19 protein-coding genes are annotated in these 20,789 nt (G+C 68.5%); 8 read left to right on the forward strand and 11 right to left on the reverse strand.

Annotated elements, in window-relative coordinates; genetic code table 11:
* Positions 1 to 6: 6 nt before the first annotated feature.
* On the reverse strand, positions 7 to 3,096 hold the full coding sequence (polA, locus tag MFF07_RS05845) for a DNA polymerase I (RefSeq protein ID WP_147813328.1): 3,090 nt from the start codon (positions 3,094 to 3,096) through the stop codon (positions 7 to 9).
* A 149-nt stretch (positions 3,097 to 3,245) separates the two neighbouring features.
* Here polA and MFF07_RS05850 point away from each other — a divergent pair, with 149 nt between their 5' ends.
* Together MFF07_RS05850 and MFF07_RS05855 are read left to right on the forward strand one after the other, a co-directional pair.
* On the forward strand, positions 3,246 to 3,731 hold the full coding sequence (locus MFF07_RS05850) for a cupin domain-containing protein (protein ID WP_147813326.1): 486 nt from the start codon (positions 3,246 to 3,248) through the stop codon (positions 3,729 to 3,731).
* 253 nt (positions 3,732 to 3,984) lie between these two features.
* Complete coding sequence (locus MFF07_RS05855; protein WP_147813324.1) at positions 3,985 to 4,668, forward strand: hypothetical protein; 684 nt, start codon at positions 3,985 to 3,987, stop codon at positions 4,666 to 4,668.
* Between the two features lie 15 nt (positions 4,669 to 4,683).
* Here MFF07_RS05855 and MFF07_RS05860 read toward each other — a convergent pair whose 3' ends face one another.
* The 4 genes from MFF07_RS05860 to MFF07_RS05875 all read right to left on the reverse strand — a co-directional run bounded on the left by MFF07_RS05860 (position 4,684) and on the right by MFF07_RS05875 (position 8,527).
* A complete protein-coding gene (locus tag MFF07_RS05860) occupies positions 4,684 to 6,144 on the reverse strand; it encodes a UdgX family uracil-DNA binding protein (RefSeq protein ID WP_147813322.1) in 1,461 nt (486 codons plus the stop codon).
* Positions 6,144 to 7,355 carry a putative DNA modification/repair radical SAM protein gene (locus tag MFF07_RS05865; RefSeq protein ID WP_238231077.1) on the reverse strand — a complete coding sequence of 404 codons (1,212 nt, stop codon included), beginning with the start codon at positions 7,353 to 7,355 and terminating at the stop codon, positions 6,144 to 6,146. The genes MFF07_RS05860 and MFF07_RS05865 overlap by 1 nt, the downstream gene beginning before the upstream one ends.
* 87 nt (positions 7,356 to 7,442) lie before the next feature.
* Positions 7,443 to 7,874, reverse strand: coding sequence for an OsmC family protein (locus MFF07_RS05870; RefSeq protein WP_147813318.1), 432 nt, complete (start codon positions 7,872 to 7,874; stop codon positions 7,443 to 7,445).
* Positions 7,875 to 7,951: 77 nt separating this feature from the next.
* Positions 7,952 to 8,527: a RecX family transcriptional regulator gene (locus MFF07_RS05875; protein ID WP_147813316.1), complete on the reverse strand. Its 576-nt coding sequence runs from the start codon at positions 8,525 to 8,527 to the stop codon at positions 7,952 to 7,954.
* 107 nt (positions 8,528 to 8,634) lie between these two features.
* Between MFF07_RS05875 and MFF07_RS05880 the strand changes: the two genes are divergently transcribed.
* On the forward strand, positions 8,635 to 10,053 hold the full coding sequence (locus MFF07_RS05880; protein ID WP_147813433.1) for a TAXI family TRAP transporter solute-binding subunit: 1,419 nt from the start codon (positions 8,635 to 8,637) through the stop codon (positions 10,051 to 10,053).
* A gap of 11 nt (positions 10,054 to 10,064) precedes the next feature.
* Here MFF07_RS05880 and MFF07_RS05885 read toward each other — a convergent pair whose 3' ends face one another.
* The 3 genes from MFF07_RS05885 to MFF07_RS05895 are packed head-to-tail and all read right to left on the reverse strand — an operon-like array spanning position 10,065 to position 12,939.
* A complete protein-coding gene (locus MFF07_RS05885; protein ID WP_147813314.1) occupies positions 10,065 to 10,934 on the reverse strand; it encodes an SDR family oxidoreductase in 870 nt (289 codons plus the stop codon).
* Entirely contained in the window at positions 10,931 to 12,214 is a 1,284-nt protein-coding gene (queG, locus tag MFF07_RS05890) for a tRNA epoxyqueuosine(34) reductase QueG (protein WP_147813431.1), read from the reverse strand. The genes MFF07_RS05885 and queG overlap by 4 nt, the downstream gene beginning before the upstream one ends.
* 32 nt (positions 12,215 to 12,246) lie before the next feature.
* Positions 12,247 to 12,939 carry a glutathione S-transferase family protein gene (locus MFF07_RS05895; RefSeq protein WP_147813312.1) on the reverse strand — a complete coding sequence of 231 codons (693 nt, stop codon included), beginning with the start codon at positions 12,937 to 12,939 and terminating at the stop codon, positions 12,247 to 12,249.
* Between the two features lie 196 nt (positions 12,940 to 13,135).
* Between MFF07_RS05895 and MFF07_RS05900 the strand changes: the two genes are divergently transcribed.
* The 5 genes from MFF07_RS05900 to MFF07_RS05920 all read left to right on the forward strand — a co-directional run bounded on the left by MFF07_RS05900 (position 13,136) and on the right by MFF07_RS05920 (position 18,154).
* Positions 13,136 to 13,993 carry an undecaprenyl-diphosphate phosphatase gene (locus MFF07_RS05900; RefSeq protein WP_147813310.1) on the forward strand — a complete coding sequence of 286 codons (858 nt, stop codon included), beginning with the start codon at positions 13,136 to 13,138 and terminating at the stop codon, positions 13,991 to 13,993.
* A gap of 210 nt (positions 13,994 to 14,203) precedes the next feature.
* The gene (locus MFF07_RS05905) at positions 14,204 to 15,091 is read left to right on the forward strand and encodes a hypothetical protein (protein WP_238231080.1); all 888 of its coding nucleotides are present in this window, start codon (positions 14,204 to 14,206) and stop codon (positions 15,089 to 15,091) included.
* A gap of 159 nt (positions 15,092 to 15,250) precedes the next feature.
* Positions 15,251 to 17,077 (forward strand): methylmalonyl-CoA mutase subunit beta, encoded by a 1,827-nt coding sequence (locus MFF07_RS05910; RefSeq protein WP_147813306.1) that lies wholly within the window; start codon positions 15,251 to 15,253, stop codon positions 17,075 to 17,077.
* Positions 17,078 to 17,151: 74 nt separating this feature from the next.
* Complete coding sequence (locus tag MFF07_RS05915) at positions 17,152 to 17,547, forward strand: hypothetical protein (RefSeq protein WP_147813304.1); 396 nt, start codon at positions 17,152 to 17,154, stop codon at positions 17,545 to 17,547.
* Positions 17,548 to 17,701: 154 nt separating this feature from the next.
* Entirely contained in the window at positions 17,702 to 18,154 is a 453-nt protein-coding gene (locus tag MFF07_RS05920) for a hypothetical protein (RefSeq protein WP_147813302.1), read from the forward strand.
* A gap of 46 nt (positions 18,155 to 18,200) precedes the next feature.
* On the opposite strand, the gene MFF07_RS05925 is transcribed toward MFF07_RS05920, so the two are convergent.
* From MFF07_RS05925 to MFF07_RS05935, 3 genes are all read right to left on the reverse strand, one after another.
* Positions 18,201 to 18,797: a hypothetical protein gene (locus MFF07_RS05925; RefSeq protein ID WP_238231082.1), complete on the reverse strand. Its 597-nt coding sequence runs from the start codon at positions 18,795 to 18,797 to the stop codon at positions 18,201 to 18,203.
* Between the two features lie 194 nt (positions 18,798 to 18,991).
* Positions 18,992 to 20,041 carry a tetratricopeptide repeat protein gene (locus MFF07_RS05930; RefSeq protein ID WP_147813298.1) on the reverse strand — a complete coding sequence of 350 codons (1,050 nt, stop codon included), beginning with the start codon at positions 20,039 to 20,041 and terminating at the stop codon, positions 18,992 to 18,994.
* On the reverse strand, positions 20,038 to 20,700 hold the full coding sequence (locus MFF07_RS05935; RefSeq protein ID WP_238231085.1) for a thiamine phosphate synthase: 663 nt from the start codon (positions 20,698 to 20,700) through the stop codon (positions 20,038 to 20,040). The genes MFF07_RS05930 and MFF07_RS05935 overlap by 4 nt, the downstream gene beginning before the upstream one ends.
* Between the last annotated feature and the right edge of the window lie 89 nt (positions 20,701 to 20,789).

Here is a 20,789-nt window from a genome sequence, read left to right on the forward strand (position 1 = left end):
ATTTGATCAATGCGCCTCCTCCCAATTCCCAGCCGCCCGCGCCTCCACCACCAGCGGCACGCGCAACACCACAGCTGGCGCCGGCGCCTCCACCATCACCCGTGAAATCACCGGGATCGCCGCTGCGATCTCCTCCTCCGGCGCCTCGAACACCAGTTCGTCGTGCACCTGCAGCAACATGCGTACGTTCAGGCGCTCGGCCTTCAAGGCTCCCTCCATGCGGATCATCGCCCGGCGGATAATGTCGGCGGCGGTGCCCTGGATCGGGGCGTTGATGGCCTGGCGCTCGACCGAGGCGCGCTCGTTCGGGTTGTTGGAGCGGATCTGCGGGTAGTGGCAGACGCGGCCGAACAGCGTCTTGACGTAGCCGTGCTCGCGGCAGGATTTCTTCGTGGTGTCGATGTAGTCGCGGATGCCGGGAAACCGCTCGAAATACTGCTTGATGAAGGCCGAGGCCTCTTCGCGGCCGATGCCGAGGCGGTCGGCGAGGCCGAAGGCCGAGATGCCGTAGATGATGCCGAAGTTGATCGTTTTCGCCTTGCGGCGGAGGTCGCTCGTCATCTGGTCGAGGGGCACGCTGAACATGGCGGAGGCCGTGGCCGCGTGGATGTCGAGGCCCTGCTCGAAGGCTTCGCGCAGCTGCGGAATGTCGGCGATGTGGGCGAGGAGCCGCAGCTCGATTTGGCTATAGTCGGCCGAGATCAGCCGCGTGCCCTCGGGCGCGACGAAGGCCTTGCGGATGCGGCGGCCCTCCTCCGTGCGGATCGGGATATTCTGTAAGTTTGGTTCGGAGGAAGAGAGCCGGCCGGTCGTCGTCGCGGCGAGCGCGAACGAGGTGTGGATGCGGTCGTCCGAGCGGTCGGCGTGCTCCTGCAGCGAGTCGGTGTAGGTCGATTTCAGCTTCGAGAGCTGGCGCCAGTTCAGGATTTTCTTCGGGAGGTCGTGGCCGGCCTGGGCCAGCTCTTCGAGAAGAGTCGCGGGGGTGGCCCACTGGCCGGACGGGGTCTTCTTGGCGCCGGGCAGGCCCATCTTGCCGAACAGGATGTCGCCGATCTGCTTCGGCGAGCCGACCTGGAATTTCTCCCCGGCGTCCTCTTGGATCTCCTCTTCGAGCCGCGCCAGGATCTGCGAAAAATCGCCCGAGAGGCGGCTCAGCATGTTGCGGTCGATGCGGATGCCCTCCGCTTCCATGCGGGCGAGCACGGGAATCAGCGGCCGCTCCAGGGTCTCGTAGACGGTGACGCGCCGCTCGGCCGCGAGCCGCGGCTTCATCATCCGCCACAGGCGGAAGGTCACGTCGGCATCCTCGGCGGCGTAGGCGGTGGCCTTGTCCAGGGGTACGCGCTCGAAGGTGATCTTGTTGCGGCCGGTGCCGCAGACCTCGGAGAAGCTGATCGGCGTGTGGCCGAGATGGCGCTTGGAGAGCTCGTCCATGCCGTGCCCGCCCTTGCCGGCATCGAGGACGTAGGAGATCAGCATGGTGTCGTCGAAGGGCGTGATGGCGATATCGTAGCGCGCCAGCACCGACAGGTCGTACTTGATGTTCTGGCCGATCTTGAGCGTGCCGGGGTCTTCCAGCAGCGGCTTGAGTGCCGCCATCGCCTCCTTCAGCGGGATCTGGCCCGCGACCGGCTCGGTGATCTCAGACGCGCCCTTGTCCCCGAACAGGTCGCCGCCGCCCTTGGCCTCCATGTGGGCCAGCGGGATGTAGGCGGCGCGGCCCGCGCCGACGCAGAGCGAGACGCCGACGAGGCCGGCGCGCTGCGCGTCCAGCGCATCGGTCTCGGTGTCGACGGCGACCACGCCCGCCTCGAACGCTTCGGCGATCCAGGCATCGAGCTGTTCGCGCGAGCGGATGGTCTCGTAGGCGGCGGTGTCGAACGGCTTGACGGATTCAGCCGCGCGCGCGCTGACGACGGTGGACGGTGTCGGCTCGGCCGGGCCGCGTTTTTTGGCAGTCGGCGCATCGGGTAGATCGAGACCGGCGAAGGGGTCGACGTCTGGGGGGGCTTCGCCGGGGCCCCGCTCGGCGCCGCCGGCCTCGGTCTCGGGATCGTCGAAGGGCACGTCGCTGTGCGGGTCCCCTGCCCCGGGCGCGAGCGCGGGGTCCGGCTTCACCTTCTCCGGGTCGACATGCAGCATGTCGGCGATGCGGCGGGTGAGCGTGTTGAACTCCATCGCCTTCAGGAAGCCGACGAGTTTTTGCGGGTCGGGCTGCGGCACGCCGAGGTCGTCGAGACCGACGGGCACGGCGACGTCCTCGACCAGCGCCACCAGCTTTCGCGAGAGCCGGGCCTGCTCGATGTTGGCGAGCAGGGTCTCGCGGCGCTTCGGCTGCTTGATCTCGCCCGCGCGCTCCAGCAGCGGCTCGAGGCCGCCATATTCCTTGATCAGCGCGGCGGCCGTCTTGAGGCCGATGCCGGGGACGCCCGGCACGTTGTCCGAGGTGTCGCCGATCAGCGCGAGCGCATCGCCGATTTGGTCCGGGTTCAGCCCCTCCCACTTCGCGACGATGGCCTCGCAATCGAGGTTGCGCTCGGGCCGATAGCCCGGTTTGCCCTTGGCGCCGGATTCGAAATCGTAGAACCGGATCTTTTCGGAGACGAGCTGCATCAGGTCCTTGTCGGAGGACACGATGATGACGCCGGCCCCGCGCGCCTCGGCCTGCCGCGCATAGGTCGCTATCAGGTCGTCGGCTTCGTACGTGTCCATCTCGATGGCGTGCAGGCCGAAGGCGCGCACCGCGTCGCGCATCAGCGGCATCTGCCGCTTGAGGTCGTCCGGTGCGTCGGGGCGGTGCGCCTTGTATTCGGGGTAGAGCGCCTTGCGGAACGAGTTCTCGGATTTGTCGAAGACGATGCCGAGATGGCTCGGCTTGATCCCGGCCGCGCCGTCCTGGAGGAACTGGGCGATCTTGGTACAGAACAGCCGCACCGCCCCCGTCGGCAGGCCGTCCGAGGGCCGGGTGTTGTACTTCTGGTCCTGGTTGATCGACTGGAAATACGCGCGGAAGATGAAGGACGAGCCGTCCACCAGGATCACCTGATCGCCGTCGCCGACGGGCTTCTTCGGTTGGGCGTCTGGCTCGGCGGTCATGCGGTCGGACTCTTGTGCGGGTCGTGGCCCTGTCTAGAGGGACGCGCGCGGGCGCGCCACCGTCGCCATGGGCAACGGAGCCGCGGGCCGGGCGTTCTCGATGCCGACGGGATCGCCCGCTTTCAACGAAGACGTTACGGGAGAACAGGATGAGGAAACACGTCAGATCGGGCCTGCTCGCTGCTTTCGCTTCGCTCGCGGTCTCCGGCGCGGCCTTCGCGGCCGACGATCACGGACTGGTGGAGACGCCCGACGCGGCGTCGGTGACATACGGTCCCGGCCCGGCGAACCTGCCGAAGGGCACGCAGCTCGCGGTGCTCTCAGGCGACCCTTCGAAGCCCGGCCCGTTCGCGCTGCGGATCAAGTTTCCCGCCAACACGCTGATCGCGCCGCACACCCATTCGAAGCCCGAGACGCTGACGATCCTCGGCGGCGCGATCTTCCACGAGCACGGCAAGACGGTCGACAAGACCAAGGGCAAAGAGCTGCGGGTCGGCGGCTTCGTCTACCTGCCGGAACTGATGCCGCATTCGCTCTGGACCACGGACCAGCCGGTGGAGCTGCAGGTGAACGGCTCCGGCCCCTTCGGTGTCGACTACATCGACCCCGCCGACGACCCGAGCGAGAGCCGATAGCCCACGGGGCATCGCCGCGGCGGCATCGTGCGGCGGAGCAGGAGCACCGCCGTTTTCGTGTGGAGCGAGGCGCGAAGGGACAAGCTGTCGATCGCTGCCGCGATCGCCGTCGAAGCTTCGAATAAATATTCGCCAGTCCAGAAACGCGTTCATGATAATTTAAGATTTAATCGCTGCGTGCGCGGAACCCTCCAGCGCATCCTTCCGTTGAAATCGGGTCGGCCCAGCTTGGCGGAGCCGTAAGGGAGAAGGCATGCGCTTGCACTGGAATGCCCGCGCTCGAAAGCCTCTCGCCGTCGGTCTTGCCGCGGCCGGTTTGATCGTCATGACCGTCGGCGTCCATGCCCAGGACGGCGGCAGCTTCTTCGACATGTTGTTCGGTGCCCAGCCGCGACAGGCGGCCCCTGTCGCGCCAGCCTATGGCGGCCAAGGCGCCTATGGCGACGGCTATCGTCGTCGTGCCCGTTCCGATCGGCGGCATGCTTGGAAGCTCAAGACGCGCTACGCCGCCCTGCCCCGCGCGGAAGCGGTCAAGGGCGATCCCGACAAGATCCTCGGCAAGCAGCCGGTCGATCAGAAGGCGATTCTCGACAACCCGACCAAGGCGCTCCTCGAAGACAAGACGCTGCGGCCCGGCGACATCGTCGTGATGCCCGGTGGCCCGAAGGTGTTCACCGGCGGCTCCGAAAAACGCCATCGCATGAGCGACTTCGAGGACGTCAAGCATTCGCGCATGGTCGACAGGAAGACGCGTGGACAGCTTCTGGCGATGATGGTGCCGCTCGGCGCGATGCCGGCCGATCAGGCCCGCAAGGTCATGGCGGTGAAGCTCAAGCTCGCCACGCAGGACGAGATCGAGGCTGCCGAGGCCGGTAGCGCTCTCAAGGAGGCCACCGCCGGCCCGCGCATGATCATGCCGTGGAAGACCACGCCCTGACGTGATCGGTGGGGCTCAGGTCGCCAAGTCGCCGACGCGCTTGAGATCGTTCACGAAGGCCGCATAAGCCGCGGCCTTCGCAGCCTCGTCCGGCAGGCGCAGCAGGTAGGACGGGTGGACGGTAATGAACCCCTGGAAGGGCTTGCCGCCGAAAGCGAAGGGTCCGCGATTACGCGTGATCGGCACGGCCTTGCCGGCCAGGGCCAGCACCGCCGTCGCCCCGAGCGCCACCACGATCTTCGGCCCGACGAACTCCAGTTCGCGATCGAGCCACCAGCGGTAATGGCTGACCTCGCCGGCCGTCGGCTTCTCGTGGATCCGGCGCTTGCCGCGCTGGGTGAACTTGAAGTGCTTCACCGCATTCGTGACGTAGGCGTCGCCGCGCGTCAGCCCCGCCTCCTGCATCGCCCGTGAAAACAGCTGTCCGGCCGGCCCGACGAAGGGGCGCCCCTGCAGGTCTTCCTGGTCGCCCGGCTGCTCGCCGACGAAGGCGATCGTGGCGCCCAAAGGTCCCTCTCCGAGCACGGCCTGCGTCGCGCCGGGCACCAGAGGCTCCGAGCGCTTGATGATGGCGTTGAGCTCGTCGAGCGAGGTCGGGTTCTGGTCGGCCATCGCGGCGACGGCCTTTGCGGGATCGCGCTTGATCGGCATTTGCGGCGGCCTCTCGATCATCTCCGTGGTGCGGGCGGCGGCCTGCCGGACTAGGGCCGGGATCGCGGCCGTTTCCGGCATGTTCTTCCAATACTTCTTCGGCATCTCGGCCCGCATGGCGTCGAGGTTGAGCCGGGCCGGGTTGAAGGTGCTCTCGTAATAGCCCTGCCAGCCCGCCTCGAAGCCGTCGCCGTCCGGCACGTCCTCGCGCCGGCCCGGCGGGCCGAAGCGGACGGTCTCGCCGTCCCAATGCGCGGAGCCCTCCGGCGTGAGGATCGACCAGTCGAAGGCGCGGAAGCGGTCGACGAAGAACGGTGCGGCCGCTTCCAGGATGTGATGGTCCGGCTCGAACCAGGCCGCGAAGGTCTCGCGGACACCGCCGGCCACGCGGCGGAAGCGCAGGAAGGCGTGCATCTTGTGCAGGTCGCGCCCGATCGCCTTCCGCATCAGGTGCAGGCGGTGGACGAGCGGATCGCTCGCGACCTCGAGCAGCGCGCGTTCGCCGCGGGTGACGCGCCAGATCAGGGCGTAGAGCAGGGCGTAGCGCTCCGGGTCGCGGTGGGGCACCACCATCGGGATCAGGGCGGCGACGGCGCGGGGCAGGCTGAGCGGCGGGCCTCCGGTCTGCACGACGGCGCTGTCGAACAGGCCCGGCGCCTCGCCGATCTGCCAGAGCACGTGTTCGGGGGGGAAGCCGGCGGCGATCAGGCGGCGGGCGGCGGCGCGGAAGCCCGTGAGATCGGCGCCGGGGGCGAGTGAGGCGACGGAAACCCCTCTCTCCTCTCCTGCGGAGAGGGAAGGGTTCGACGGCAGCACGCTCGGCATCAAAACAAGCTCAACTGCTGCGCCGGCTCCGCCAACTGTGCCCTTAAGTCGAGCCGTTGGCTCCCCGCGCTCGGCTTGAAGTCTTCCGCGATCAGGAACGCCCGTGCCCGCTTCAGCCCCGAAGTCAGCCGGGCGACGTCGTCGAGACGAAGCGACGTATGGCGGCGCGCCTTGAGAATCGTGTCGACCGCGCGGGTCCCCAAACCCGGAACCCGAAGAAGCATCTCGCGGTCGGCGCGATTCACGTCGACCGGGAAGAGATGGCGGTTCTTGAGGGCCCAGGCGAGCTTGGGGTCGACATCGAGCGCCAGCATGCCGCCGTCGGTGGCGTCCGCGACTTCCTGGGCCGAGAACTTGTAATACCGGATCATCCAATCGGCCTGGTAGAGCCGGTGCTCGCGCTTCAGCGGGGGCGCCTGCGGCGGCAGGGCCGAGGAGGCGTCGGGGATTGGGCTGAAGGCGGAGTAGTAGACGCGCTTCAGGCCGAAGGTGCTGTAGAGGAACGAACTCTTGGCGATCATCGCGGAATCGTCGGTGGCGTCGGCGCCGACGATGACCTGGGTGGATTGCCCGGCCGGCGAGAAGCGCCGTTTCTCCGCCTTCGCCTCGACGATGCGCTCGCCGATCTGGCCCATGGCGTGCTGGATCGTGGCGCCACTCTTCTCCGGCGCCAGCTGATTCAGGCTTTCGTCGGTCGGCAGCTCGATGTTGATCGAGAGCCGGTCGGCGTAGAGGCCGGCCTCCTCGATCAGCCAGGGGCTCGCCTCGGGGATCGACTTGAGGTGGATGTAGCCGCGGAAGCCGTGCTCGCGCCGGAGCTTCTTCGCCACCAGCGTCATCTGCTCCATCGTGTAGTCGGGCGAGCGGATGATGCCGGAGGAGAGGAACAGGCCCTCGATGTAGTTGCGCTTGTAGAACTCGATAGTGAGTGTGACGACCTCATCGACCGAGAAGCGGGCGCGCTGCACGTTCGAAGAGCGCCGGTTCACGCAATAGACGCAGTCGAACAGGCAATAGTTTGTCAGCAGGATCTTGAGGAGCGAGACGCAGCGGCCGTCCGGCGTGTAGGCGTGGCAGATGCCGGCGCCCGTGGTCGAGCCGAGTCCATCCTTGCCGGCCTTGCGCTTCGGTGCACCCGACGAGGCGCAGGACGCGTCGTACTTGGCGGCATCCGCAAGGACGCGGAGTTTCTTGGCGAGAGCTTCATCCATCGAACGGAAGATGAACGTCCCGTCCGGTGCGAACAAGGCCGGAGGCGCTGGAACCACGCCTCCGGCCGCGCGAAGGGGTGTGACCGATCAGCCCTGGTCGAGCGTGGCCTGAAGCGTGACCTCGGCGGTGAGCAGCTTCGAGATCGGGCAACCGGTCTTGGCGTTGCCGGTCAACTCGTCGAACTTCGCCTGGTCGATGCCGGGGATCTTCGCGGTCAGCGTCAGGGCCGACTTGGTGACCTTGAAGCCGTCACCGTCCTTGACCAGCGTCACCACCGACTTGGTGTCGAGGGCGTCGGCCTTGAGGCCGGCCTCCTGCAGCTGGAAGGCGAGCGCCATGGTGAAGCAGCTCGCATGGGCCGCCGCGATCAGCTCCTCCGGATTGGTGCCGGGCTCGTTCTCGAAGCGGGTGTTGAAACCGTAGGGGTTCTTGTCGAGCACGCCCGACTGCGTCGTGATCGTGCCCTTGCCGGACTTGCCGTCGCCTTCCCAGTGGGCGCTCGCGTGGCGGTCGGTCATTCGGTACTCCTTGCATCGGGATGGTTGCGCAATGGAGATCGAGGTGGTGCGCAACGCCGCGAAGTCGAGGCCTGTCTCTACGGGTCCGGCCCGTCGTCGGTCGCGTCGATGACCGCTTTCGCCACCGGATAAGAGAACCCGGCCCGCGCCATCGCCGCGAGATCGCGTTCGCGGTAGGCCGTTCGCGCCTCCGCCCTGCGATGCGGGCCGAGGCGGCGGCGGCGGGCATAGGCCTGCGCGGCCGTCGATTCGATGGTCCCGCTATCCTCCGCCTCCTCCTGTTCGGCAGCGAAGGCGGCTTCGACGACGGCGCGGTCGACACCCTTGGCGGCGAGCGCCGCTCCGGCCCCGCGGGTCGAGGCGCCGCGCCGGCGCAATGTCGCGAGGCGGGCCGTGGTGAAACGCTCGTCGTCGACGAGGCCGGCGCGCACGGCGCGGGCGACGGTCTCGTCGATGATGCCGGAATGCTGGCCCGGATCCTCGTCGCGCTCGCGGGAGCGTTTGGCCACGCGACGGGCTAGTACGCGGCGCAGCATCTCCTGCGTGGCGCTGTAGCGGTCGAGGTAGTGCAGGGCGACGCGCTCCAGCCACGCGGCCGTGACGGGAGGCGTGGGTCTTGCTTTCGCTCCAGGCGCAACATTCCGGGGCTTCATCGGTTCTTCACGATCTGGACAGGTTTCCGATCCATGATTTCGGTATGGATAGCACGCCGCAACGATCGCTTCGGCGCTCCGTCGCCGCCTTCCTGTCTGCCTTCCTCATGAGGCGGGAATGGCTCCTCGTCCTGCTCGCTCTCGGCCTCGCGGCCGTCGCCGGGGCCGTGGTCTATCTGTCCCGTCCGACAACCCTCACCGTTGCGGTCGGCCCGCGCGACGGCGCCGAGGCGGCGCTGATGGACGCCTATGCGAAGGCGCTCTCGCGTAACCGCGAAGACATCCGCCTGAACCTGCTGCCGCTCGACGGCGTTGAGGACAGCGCCAGGGCGCTTCAGGAGAATCGCGCCGACCTCGCCGTGGTGCGCCCGGACGTGAAGCTGCCGGATAACGGGTTGACGCTCGCCGTGCTGCACGACGAGGCCCTGATCGTCGCCGCGCCCGAATCCTCCGGCATCGAGACCTTCCCGGATCTCTCGAAGCGCCGCCTCGGCGTCCTCGTCCGCCACGAGGCCGACCTCGGCTTCATCAACCACCTGCTCGACTTCTACGATTTCGTGCCCGCCACGGGCAGCGAGGCCGCCATCGGCAACGCCCTCGGCGCGGGCCGCGTCGGCATCGTCCCACTCAAGGCCTCCGAGGTGAAGGCGGCGCTCGACGAGAAGCGGGTCGACGCCGTCGCGGTGATCGCCTCGCCCGCCTCCAAGCCGGCGGTGTCCGTCGTGCGCGCCGTCGCCGCGGCCTCCACCGACCGCAAGGTGACGCTCGTCGGCGTGCCGGACGGCAAGGCGATCATCCAGCGCTTTCCAGAGCTGCAGCCGATCTCGGTGCCGGCCGGCACCTTCGGCGGCCGCCCGAAGCTGCCGGAAGAGGATGTGGAGACCTTGGGCGTCTCCTACCGCCTGATGGCGCGCGGCTCGGTGAGTCGGGTCGCGGTGGCCTCGGTGGTTCAGCACCTGTTCGAGTGGCGGCCGCGGCTCGCCGCGGTCACGCCGCTGGCCAACCAGGTCAAGGCGCCGGAATACGAGACCACCGTCACCGCGACGAGCGCACGTCTGCCGAACCACCCCGGCGCCGTCGACTATTTCGAACGCGAGCAGCAGACGTTCCTCGAACGCTACGAGGACTGGATCTACCTGCTCGCGTTCTTCGGCGGCACGATCGGCTCCGCCTTCGCCTGGCTCGGCCAGCGTCTCGCCCGCAAGCGCCGCGAGCGCGTCGACGGCGTGCTCGACCGCCTGCTCGACATCCTGGCCGAGGTCCGGAACGCGGAAAGCATCGAAGCGCTCACCGCCATCGGCCGCGAGATGGACGGGCTCGTCGCCGACGTGGTGCGTCAGGCCCGCGAGCGCTCGATCGACACCCGCGTGCTCAGCGCGCTGATCCTCGCCATCGATGCCGTCCATGCCGCGCTGGACGACGCCCGCCGCAGCCTCGGCGTCGTAGCGCCCCTGGCCGAGAGCCCCGGTACGGCTCGAGTGCGTACGGCCCGGCTGCTGTCGCTGAACTTTCCGGCGGCCGAGTAGAGCAGGCGTCCTCAGCCCTTCGCGTCGTCGAGCAGGCCGGCCAGACCCTCGCGATAGGTTGGGAATGCGAGTTGCACCCCGAGTTCGTCGCGGATCAGGCGATTCCGCACGCGCTTGTTCTCGCCATAGAAACTGCGCGCCATCGGGCTGAGTTCGGCTGTCTCGAAATCGACCACTGGCGGCAGCGGCAGGCCGGTGAGCGCCGCGGCGTGCTCGATCACGGTCTGCGGCGGCGTCGGCTCGTCGTCGGTGACGTTGTAGATCGCGCCCGCCCGTGGCCGCGCGATCGAGGCGGCGAGCGTGGTGGCGATGTCGGCGACGTGGATGCGGTTGAAGACCTGGCCCTCCTTCACGATCCGCTGCGACTTGCCCTCGCGCAACTTGGTGATCGGGCTTCGGCCGGGGCCGTAGATGCCCGAGAGCCGAAACACCTGCACCGCCTTGCCGGTCTCGGCGCCGAGCGCCAGCCAGCCCTCTTCCGCTTCGAGCCGTCCCTTGGACCGGCCGCTCTTCGGCAAGGCCGCGACGCTCTCGTCGATCCAGCCGCCGTTCTGGTCGCCGTAGACGCCGATGGTCGAGAGGTAGCCGATCCAGCCGATCCGGCTCTCGGCGATGGCCTCCCGGTGGCGGGCGAGGACGGTGTCGCCCTCTCGGCCCGGCGGGGCCGAGACCAGCAGCAGGTCGGTGTCGGCGAGGTCTCCGGCGATGCGGTCGTCGTCGGTGTCGGGGCCGAAGGCGCGCATGGCGAACCCTGTCTCCGCGGCGATCGCCTCCGCCCGCGCCTCTTCCGTGACGGTGGCCCGCACGGTCGCGAAGCGCGCCCGCTCGCGCTCGGCGAAATGCCGGGCCGTGTAGCCGAGGCCGAAGACGAAGAGGTTCATGCGGTTGGAGTTCCGGTTGGGGCTGGAGTGGTCCGCCGGGCCTTCCCTCTCTCCCCTGCGGGAGAGGGTGGCCCGCGAAGCGGGTCGGGAGAGGGGGGCGACGGTGCCGGAGAGGGCGCACCCCTCTCCCGACCCCTGCTGACGCAGGGGCCACCCTCCCCCGCAGAGGGGGGAGGGTTCAAGGCGCGCCATTCTTGTTTCACGTCGGCGTCGCTCTCGCCCGGCGCATGCTCGGCGTAAAGCGCCCTCACCCGTATCCCGTCGAGCAACCGCCCGCACGCCCAGACGGCGGCCCCGCGTACCACCGGGGCCGGGTCGTCGAGACACCGCACGGCCTCCTCGGCCAACGCCGCATCCCCAGAATTGCCGACCGCGATCAGCACGTTGCGCAGGAAGCGATCACGCCCGGTGCGCTTGATCGGCGTCCCCGCGAAATGCGCGCGAAAGCCGGTGTCGTCCAGGCGTACCAGATCCGCCAGCGCCGGCGAGGCGAGGTCGGCCCGAGCCGCCATCTTCGCCTCCCCGGCCTGCACGGCGAACTTGTTCCACGGGCACACCGCGAGGCAGTCGTCACACCCAAAGATCCGGTTGCCGATGGACTCGCGGAATTCGTGCGGGATCGGTCCCTCGTGTTCGATGGTGAGGTAGGAGATGCAGCGCCGCGCATCGAGCCGGTAGGGCGCGGGGAACGCGTTCGTCGGGCAGATGTCGAGGCAGCGCCGGCAGGAGCCGCAGGAATCGCGGCCCGGCGCGTCGGGTTCGAGCTCGGCGGCAGTGTAGATCGCGCCGAGAAGCAGCCAGTTGCCGTGTTCGCGCGAGACCAGCACCGTGTGCTTGCCCTGCCAGCCGAGGCCGGCGGCCTCCGCCAGGGGTTTTTCCATCACCGGCGCGGTATCGACGAACACCTTGGCGGAATGCCCGCTGCGGGCCGAGAGGAGTCCGCCGACCTCTTTCAGCTTGCCCTTGATGACCTCGTGGTAGTCGCGGCGCTGCGCGTAGGCGGCGATGCTGCCGCGGTCCTTTCGCGCGAGGTTGTCGAGGGGATCATGCTCGGGCCCGGCATTGAGACCGAGCATGACGATGCTGCGCACGCCGCCCCAGAGCGCGGCCGGGTCGGCGCGCTGGTCGCTGCGCTCGGTCATCCAGGCCATCTCGCCGTGGTGGCCCTCCGCGAGCCAATGGGCGAGGCGGCCGGCCAGTCCCGGCACGGCGTCGGGACGGGTGACGGCGAAGCTGTCGAAGCCGAGCTTTTTCGCGCGGTCCTCGATGACCGCGCGCAGGTCGCCGCCCGTCAGAAACCGGCTCGGTGCCTTCAGAAGTCCAGGTCCGCGTAATGCGCGGCCGGGGCCATGCCCGGCGCCCGGTCGGCGAGGATCGCGCGGAAGGACGGGCGCGACTTTAGCCGCGCGTACCAGTCCCTCGCCATCTCGTCCTCTTCCCATGGCACGTCGCCGAGATAATCCACGCAGGACAGGTGGGCCGCAGCCGCGAGATCGGCATAGGTCAGATGGTCGCCCGCGATCCAGCGCCTCTGGCCGATCAGGTAGCCGATATACTTCAGATGATAGCGCACGTTGGCGCGCGCCGCGCGGATCGCACCCATGTCCGGCGGACCGCCGCCGTCGGCGCTCTTCATGAAGCGTTTGTAGATCTTTTCGGTGACGAGGTACTCGGTCACCTCAGTGTCGAACTTGACGAGGAACCAGTGCAGCAGGCGCCGCACCTCGACCCGCGCGGTGGTGGTGTCGGGCAGGAGCCGGCGACCGCTGAGACCTAGGCCTCGGGTCTCGTCGAGATATTCCGCGATGATGCCGGCGCCGGGGATCGCGAGGCCGGTCTGCTCCACGAGCACCGGCGTCGATCCTGCCGGGTTGAGCAGCAGGAAGGCGTCGCGGCGCTCCCAGGGGCGCTCTTCCACGAGTTCCGGCTCCATGCCCATCTCGGCAAGCGCGAGACGGATGAAGCGGGAATGCGGGCAGAAGGGGGAGTGGTGCAGCGTCGCCATTCAGGCCGTATTCTGGCTGGGAAGGCCGGCGGGACGGGCGGCGGAATAACGTTTATTGCCCGATCGTTGCCGCCTCATTAACACGCTCGAACCACGGCGGTAACCGCCCATCAACCGTCACGGGCGACATCTCCCGGATGATCGGCGCGCGTCGCACGTGTTGCCGCCACCCCGTCACAGCGAGTCAGGCACGCCGATGGATTTCGCAAATATTCTGAAGGCGCTGGTGCTCGCCGTGGTCGAGGGGGCCACCGAGTTCATCCCGGTTTCCTCCACCGGCCACCAGCTCCTGATCGGGCATTTCATCGGCTTCAAGTCGCCGAACAACACCTACGAGGTGCTGATCCAGCTCGGCGCGGTGCTCGCGATCCTCTATGCCTATTTCGGGCGCCTCACGAAAATCGCGACCGCGTTGCCGACCGACCCGCGGGCGCGCCGATTCGTCGCCTCGATCCTGCTCGCCTTCATCCCGGCGGCGATCATCGGCGGCCTCTTCTCGAAGTATATCAAGTTCTATCTGTTCAACCCGTGGATCGTCTGCGCCACTCTGGTGGCCGGCGGGCTCGTGTTGCTGGTGATCGACGAGGCCGACCCCTACCAGCAGACCGACGCGGAGGGCGAGGACGACCGCAAGGTCCGCACGGAGCGGATCGAGCGCAAGGACGACGTCTTCGAATTCAGCCTGCCGATGGCGCTGAAGATCGGTGTCTTCCAGTGCCTTGCCATGATCCCCGGCGTGTCGCGTTCCGGCGCCACCATCGTCGGCGCCATGCTGATGGGCGCGAGCAAGCGCGCAGCGACCGAGTTCTCGTTCTACCTCGCCATGCCGACCATGGCCGGCGCCTTCGCCAAGGACCTGCTCGACAATTACAAGAACCTGTCGAGCGACGACGCCCTGGTGATCGTCATCGGCTTCGTCGCGGCGTTCATCGCGGCGCTCGTCGTCGTACGCAGCGTACTCGACTACGTGTCCAAGCATGGCTTTTGGCTGTTTGCCTGGTGGCGGATCATCGTCGGATCGCTCGGATTCGCGGGGCTGATCCTGTTCGGCTGACGCGCTTTTTCGGTTCGGACCCCATCCGGTTTCCGGAGGCTCCGTCGAACGCGCCGCATCGGGAGCTCATTCACCGAGAAGCGAAGATTTTCCCGATCTTCGTGGCCATCTCACGCGGCTTACCGCTAAGGTTCGCCCGCACTGCCTCCGCGTCCGGTTCGACCGCGCAGGTCGATGACCATGGCGACGCCCTGTCGCCCGGAGGACAGCATGGGACGCGTCTCCACCCTCACGGCCCTCACCCTCCTGCTCGGCGCCCCGGCGCTGGCGGCGGGGGAGACCCCGTTCGAGACGGTCAAGGGCTGGGAGGTCGAGCACGCGGCGCCCGGCTCGAAGGGCCCGTCCTGCCTGATGAGCAAGTCCTACAAGGACGCAGACGACGACAACGCCGAGAACGCCCTGGTCTTCGCGCTGGCGGGGGATCAGGCCATCGTGAGCTTCGTCTACGAGCACTGGACATGGGATAAGAACGAGAAGCTCCAGGTTCCCCTTGTCCTCGACAAGAAGGTCGCCATCGCCAAATCGGCCTGGACGGGCGACGGCCAGACCCTGACGGCCCTGCTCCCGGACAGCATCGTGCCGAACCTTCTGGCCGCCAAGACGAAGGTGCTCAAGCTCGACGGCGCCGACGCGGACTTCAAGCTCGCCGGGTTCGCCGAGGCCTACGCCTCGCTGCGTCGCTGCGAAAGTGCGCCGGCCAAGGCCCCCGTCGCTGCGGCTCCGCCGGCGGTTGCCGTCGCGGCCGCGTCATCGTCGGAATCGACCCATATCGAGAAGGCCATGACCTTCCCGGGGGACGGCGACGTTCCGCCCCAGACGGTCTTCGCCCGCACGGCACCCAAGATCCTGCTGGCTCTGGCGGTTCCCGCCGCCAAGCCCGGCGACAGCCTCACGGCGGCCTGGATCGCGGAGAAGACGGACGGCACGCCAGCGAATTTCACGATTGCGTCCATCGCGATCCCGCTGGGGGCAAGTCCCACCGTCTCGTCCAGCTTGGGTAAGCCCGATGCCGGCTGGCCTCCGGGTCAGTACCGGGTCGACGTGAGCCATAACGGCGGCCCCATCGAATTCAGCCAGCGCTTCACCGTCCAACCGTAGACCATCCCTTACATCCGCGGGCTCGGGCTTTCGTGCCCACGAGGCGCAAACCCGACGTCAGCCGATTGCACGGCCCCTTGAGGCAGTGCATGGGCTTGCGGCGACGTCACGGGCATCTCAAAACCCGTGGGACATGCCAATGCCGGGGCCTTGAGACCGATGGAAGACCGTCCGCTAGCCGAGCTGTTCGAGCCCGCGACCGAGGCGCGCTGGCGTGAGGCCGTCCAGGCGGCCCTGAAGGGCGGCGACTTCGAGAAGCGCCTCGTCGCGAAGACCGCCGACGGCCTGCGCATCGAGCCGCTCTACCCGGCCGCCGCGCCGATCGCACAGCCGGTGCGCGCGCCCGGCCCGTGGCGGCTATCGCAGCGCGTCGACCATCCCGATTTCGAGAAGGCCGCGGCGCAGGCGCTCGCCGACCTCGAAGGGGGCGCCGACTCCCTGACGATCGTCCATGCCGCCTCGCCTACCGCCCGCGGCTTCGGCCTCGACATCGGAGGCGTCGAAGACCTCGACGCGGCGCTTGACGGGGTGATGCTCACGATCATCGCCCTGCGGCTGGATGCCGGCCCCAAGGGATTCGAACTCGCCGCGCATCTCAAGGCGCTCGTCGAGAAGCGCGGCGACGATCCGGCCGAGCTCGACATCGATCTCGGCCTCGATCCCATCGGCCTCTTCGCTGCCACCGGCCATGCGTCCGAGGGCTGGCAGACGGGACTCGCCAAGGCCGTCGTCGATTTCGAGGCCTATCGCGGCCGCGTCGCGCTCGCCGACGGGCGCGCCTATCACGAGGCCGGCGCCAGCGAGGTGCAGGAACTCGCCGCGGTGCTGTCCACGGCCGTCGCCTATCTGCGCGCGCTCGAGGCCGAGGGCGTCTCGCTCGATCGTGCCCGCGATGCGCTCTCCATCCTGCTCGTCGCCGATGCCGACGAGTTCCTGACCATCGCCAAGTTCCGCGCGATCCGCCGGCTCTGGGCGCGCGTCGAGCAGGCCTGCGGCCTCGATCCAAAGCCCCTGCGCCTCCACGCCGAATCCGCCTGGCGGATGATGAGCCGCCGCGATCCCTTCGTGAACATCTTGCGCACCGGCATGGCCGCGGCCTCGGCTGGCCTCGGCGGCGCGGATTCCGTCGCCGTCCTGCCCTACACCCTGGCGCTCGGCCTGCCGGACGCGTTCGCGCGCCGCGTCGGCCGCAACAGCCAGACCATCCTCATCGAGGAATCGAGCCTGGCCAAGGTTTCGGATCCAGCCGCCGGTGCCGGCGGCTTCGAGTCGTTGACCGCCTCGCTCACCGAGGGCGCCTGGGCGGCGTTCCAGGAGATCGAGGCCGAGGGCGGCATCCTCGCCAGTCTGAAGGCCGGCAAGGTCCAGGCCCGCATCGCCGCAGTTCGCGAGGCCCGTGCCAGGCGCATCGCGACCCGGCGCGAGCCGCTCACGGGCGCCAGCGAGTTCCCGTTCCTCGCCGAGAAGCCGGTGGAGGTTCTCGAGATTGCACCGAAGGCGCCCGCCGCCGTCGGCGAAGGCGCCCTGCCCTCCCTGCGCCTGACCGAGCCGTTCGAGGCACTCCGCGATTCCTCCGACGCCTACCTCACGGCGCACGCGGCACGTCCGGCTGTGTTCCTGGCCAATCTCGGCCCCGTGGCGGTTCACAACGCCCGCTCGACTTTCGCCGCCAACGCCTTCGCGGCCGGCGGTATCGCGGCGCTCGGCAACGAAGGCTTTTCGGATCCGGCAGACCTCGCTCAGGCGTTCAAGGAATCCGGTGCGGCCATTGCCTGCATCTGCTCCTCGGACAAGCTCTACGAGACCGATGCAGCGCCCGCCGCGAAGGCGCTGAAGGAGGCGGGTGCCGACACGGTCTATCTCGCGGGCAAGCCGGCCGATGCCGACGCCCTGACATCGGCGGGCGTCGACGGCTTCCTGTTCGCGGGCTGCGATCTGCTCGCCCTGCTCACGCAGGCCCAGGAGCGGGCGACCGCGAAAGCTTGAGCCTGAAACCTCAGGTCGCCTCGGACGTTTCTGCTGGGTTAGAAACCGCAAGCGCTACGCCGCAGGGGCCGTCCATGAGAATCCCGATCCTCGCCGCCACCATCGTCGCCGTGTCCGTCGGCGGCCTCACTGGTCCGGCGGACGCCGCCAAGCGCAAGGTTGCAGTTCCGAACAAGTTCGACGGCAACTGGAGCATCGAGGTGGTCACGCAGGACGGACCCTGCGATCGCGCCTATCGCTACGGCATCCAGGTCTACAAGGGCGAGGCGATCTATCCGGGTGGGGACGTGTCCATCCGGGGTCGCGTTTCGAAGGCCGGCCTGGTGTCCGGCGTGATCGCCCGGGGCTCCGATTCCGCTCAGGTCACCGGACGGCTCACCGTCGGCGGATCCGGCGGCGGCAGCTGGGGCAGCACCGGCAACGGACCGATCGGCTGCAGCGGCCGCTGGACTGCCGTCAAGCGCGGCTGAGTGTCGGCCGCCTCAGCGGTCGTTTTCTGTGGCGCGGCGGTGACAGGTGCGGCGGCGGCGTGCGGCAGTTCATTTTGCGCCGCACATCGCCCTGTTCCGGGCTCATTTCTCCGGTGATACTCGATCGCATCAGCCCTGCTTCGAGGCACCTGTCATGAAAGCGCTCCTCGCTTCCGGTCTCGCCGTCGTTCTGTTCACGGCGGGTGCGCAGGCCCGGCCCGAGCAGCGCGTTCCCGGCAAGCCGCATCCGGTCATGGCTCCGCTCGAGCAGGCGGCCACGGATTGCTTCGCCGAAACGGTGATGGCGAACCCAAAGGCGACCGGTCTCGCCAGAGCGGGGCGCTGGTATGATGCGGCCGGGGTGATCGGCTTCCTGTGCCGGCCGGAAGTCGGGCGCATGGTGCAGGCCCATGACCGGCTTTACGGTGCCGGAACGGGCGACCGCTACTTCAAGGGCGCCTATGCACGTCACCTCGACAAGCAGCTCGAGGCCCGCCTGCAGCCGATGCTCGAAACGAAGACGCTCGCGAGTGCCGAGCCGCCGGCCGACAAGTCGGGCGCCGGGCTGCCTGCCGATGCGGCATCTGCCGCCGAGACGGCGCAGTGACGTTGTGACGCTTGGGGCCGGCGGTCCCTTCGCTCGCCCCGTCACCTCAGTTTAGCAGCGACACCTCGGGCCGCTCCAGCTGGCGGGCGAGGGACGACGCGATCTCGATGAGCACCATGTCGACGAGCGCGTGCAGGGTCGGACTCTGGATGTCCTGAACCGCGCCCCGCAGGTCGATCGCCAGACCCGCAGCGCGATCCAGTGCGGCGAGCACCTTTTGGGCCTTCAACGGCACCGTCGCGGCCTCGGTGCCGGGGTAGTCGAAAAGGGCGCCGCAGGCCCAGTCCGCCGTATCGTGCTCATCGAACGACAGCCGCATGAGATCGAGGATCGTGCGCGGCGCGGCATCGCCGGTGTCGGACACCCGATAGATCGTCTGCTCGAGGCCTTTCCGACCATGGCTCACCCGTCCCGAAAAGGCGGCGCGGTCCTTCGGATGAAGCGCCGGCACGAAGGCCGAGACCGGCGCACCCTCGCGAATGATCGCGGGATTGAGGCGGAAGATCCGCGCCATGCCGACGCACGGGAAAATCCGGTTCTCCGCGATGTTCCACTCGAAAAGGCCGACGATGTTCGCCGCGTCGAGGATCGGCTCCAATGGGGCGAGATCCGGCCAGGGCGGAAGGCGCTGCAGATGGGGCAAGATAGACCTTCCAGGCCGGGAATGGAGCGATCCGCATCATCGGCTGCGGCACCGGGAAACAACGGCAACGGTCAACACTGTATCGGCCGGCCGTTCCGTCGCCAAGTTGTCATGGTTCTTGGATGCCGTTATTCCGCCGCAACAGCAATCTTCGCCCGTGGCGGGACAGATGTGCCCGGGCGGCATACAGGCCGCTACGGTTGAACTTTTGCCCGCTCGGCGCCGAGCGCCTCCGCCCTCGTCCGATCTTCCTTCGTCAGCCCGGTCAGCGATTGATCGAGCCACGCATCCGACAATCCCTGGGCCGCCGCCGCAAGGTTCCAGGCTCCGGCCTCGACGAGGTTCTTGTTGACGCCGCGGCCGACGACATAGAGACGGGCGACCCGGTTCTGCGCGATGGCGTTGCCGCGTGCTGCCGCATGCAGGAAATAGCGTGCGGCACGCGCCTCGTCCTTGGCTACGCCGGTGCCGTTGAACAGCAGGATCGCGAATTCGACCTCGCCGGCGAGATCGCCGTTGTCGGCGGCCCGTCGAAAGTAATCTGCGGCCTTGGCCGGATCCTTCGCAACGCCGCGGCCCTGAAGATAGAGCACGCCGAGATCGTGCTGCGCCGGAGCGAGTTCGGTCTTGGCCGCCTTCTCGAACAGGGCCGCAGCCGTCACGACGTCCTCGGGCTTGCCGGAACTCAGCTGGAGTAGCGCAAGATTGTAGGAAGCGGATGCCTCGCCCTTCTCGGAGGCCTGTTCCAGCCAGTGTTTGCCAGCCTTCTGGTCCTTGGCCTGACCGCGCCCGTCCATCGCCATCAACCCGAGGGACGCCATGGCGTGCGCGTCGCCGAGGCCTGCGGCGAGGCGGTACCATTCCAGCGCCCGCTTCGGGTCCTGCTTCACGCCCAGGCCCTGATTGTAGAGCTCGCCGAGCAACGTCAGCGCTGCCGCATCCTTCGGGTTGGTCTCGATGCGTTTCGAGGCTTCCCGGAAGGCGGTCTTGTAGCGCCCGCGCTGGTAGGCGCCGTACGCCATGTCGGCGTTTGCGGTGGAGGCCGGCCGCAAGCCTTCGGCATTCGGCGTGTAGGGCGTTGGGAGATCGCGGGAGAACCCCTTGGGCGCCACTTTGGGATCGACCGACTTCAGCGTCTGGTCCATCGTCGGGGGGACGATGGAAGGCGGGTTCGGAGCCGCCAGGGCATCGAGCGGGCTCGCCAGCAGCGCCAGGGCGAAGAGGCCGGCTCCGACCCGCGTCATCGTGCCGCGCCCGCTGCCGTGAGCGCCTCCATCGCCGCCGCGACGGCGTCGGGCGCATCGAACCAGAGAGATCCCTCCAGCCCAACGAACTCGGCGCCGGTCTTCGCGAGCGCCTCGACCTCCACCGCCTCTACCGCCACCGCGATGCACGGCGTCTCGAAGATTTCCGCCCACCACGCCGCCCGCTCGCGGACGAGCTCGCGGTCCGGCGCGACGCCGTCCGGATAGAGGCCGCCGAACATCAGGTAGTCGGCCTGGGTCTCGCCCGCCGCCATCGCGGCGTGCTTCGATTCGAGAAAGCCGCCGCAGCCGAGGATGCGGCCGTCGCGCAGCCGCCCGCGGAGGTCGCGCAACTCCGTCTCGTCCGCCTTGTCGACGTGGACGCCGTCCGCCCCGCCGCGGGCGGCGACGCCGACGGGATCGCCCTGGAAGCCGGGGATGCAGACGACGACGGCCGCGCCATGCTCCTGCACCGGCGGCGCCAGGCGCTTCACGAGGCTCACGAGGTAGCGCTCGTCGGACGGGGCGAGGCGCAGGATCACCGCAGCGACGTCACCGGCCGCGCAGGCCGCTCTCAGCGCGTCGATCGTCTTCTCGGCCTGCGCGTCGTCGATGCCGTAGGGCGTCAGCAAGGCGAGGCGGGGGGCGTCTTCGGACATCGGCTCCGCGGGTGGCTGACGCCCTCCCCGGATCGGGGAGGATCGACGTGGGGATGGATCTCGCGGGGGACTTCGATCCTCCCGCGAAC

Origin of the sequence: Methylobacterium thuringiense, from assembly GCF_022179645.1 — a bacterium.
Classification (GTDB): Bacteria; Pseudomonadota; Alphaproteobacteria; order Rhizobiales; family Beijerinckiaceae; genus Methylobacterium; species Methylobacterium thuringiense.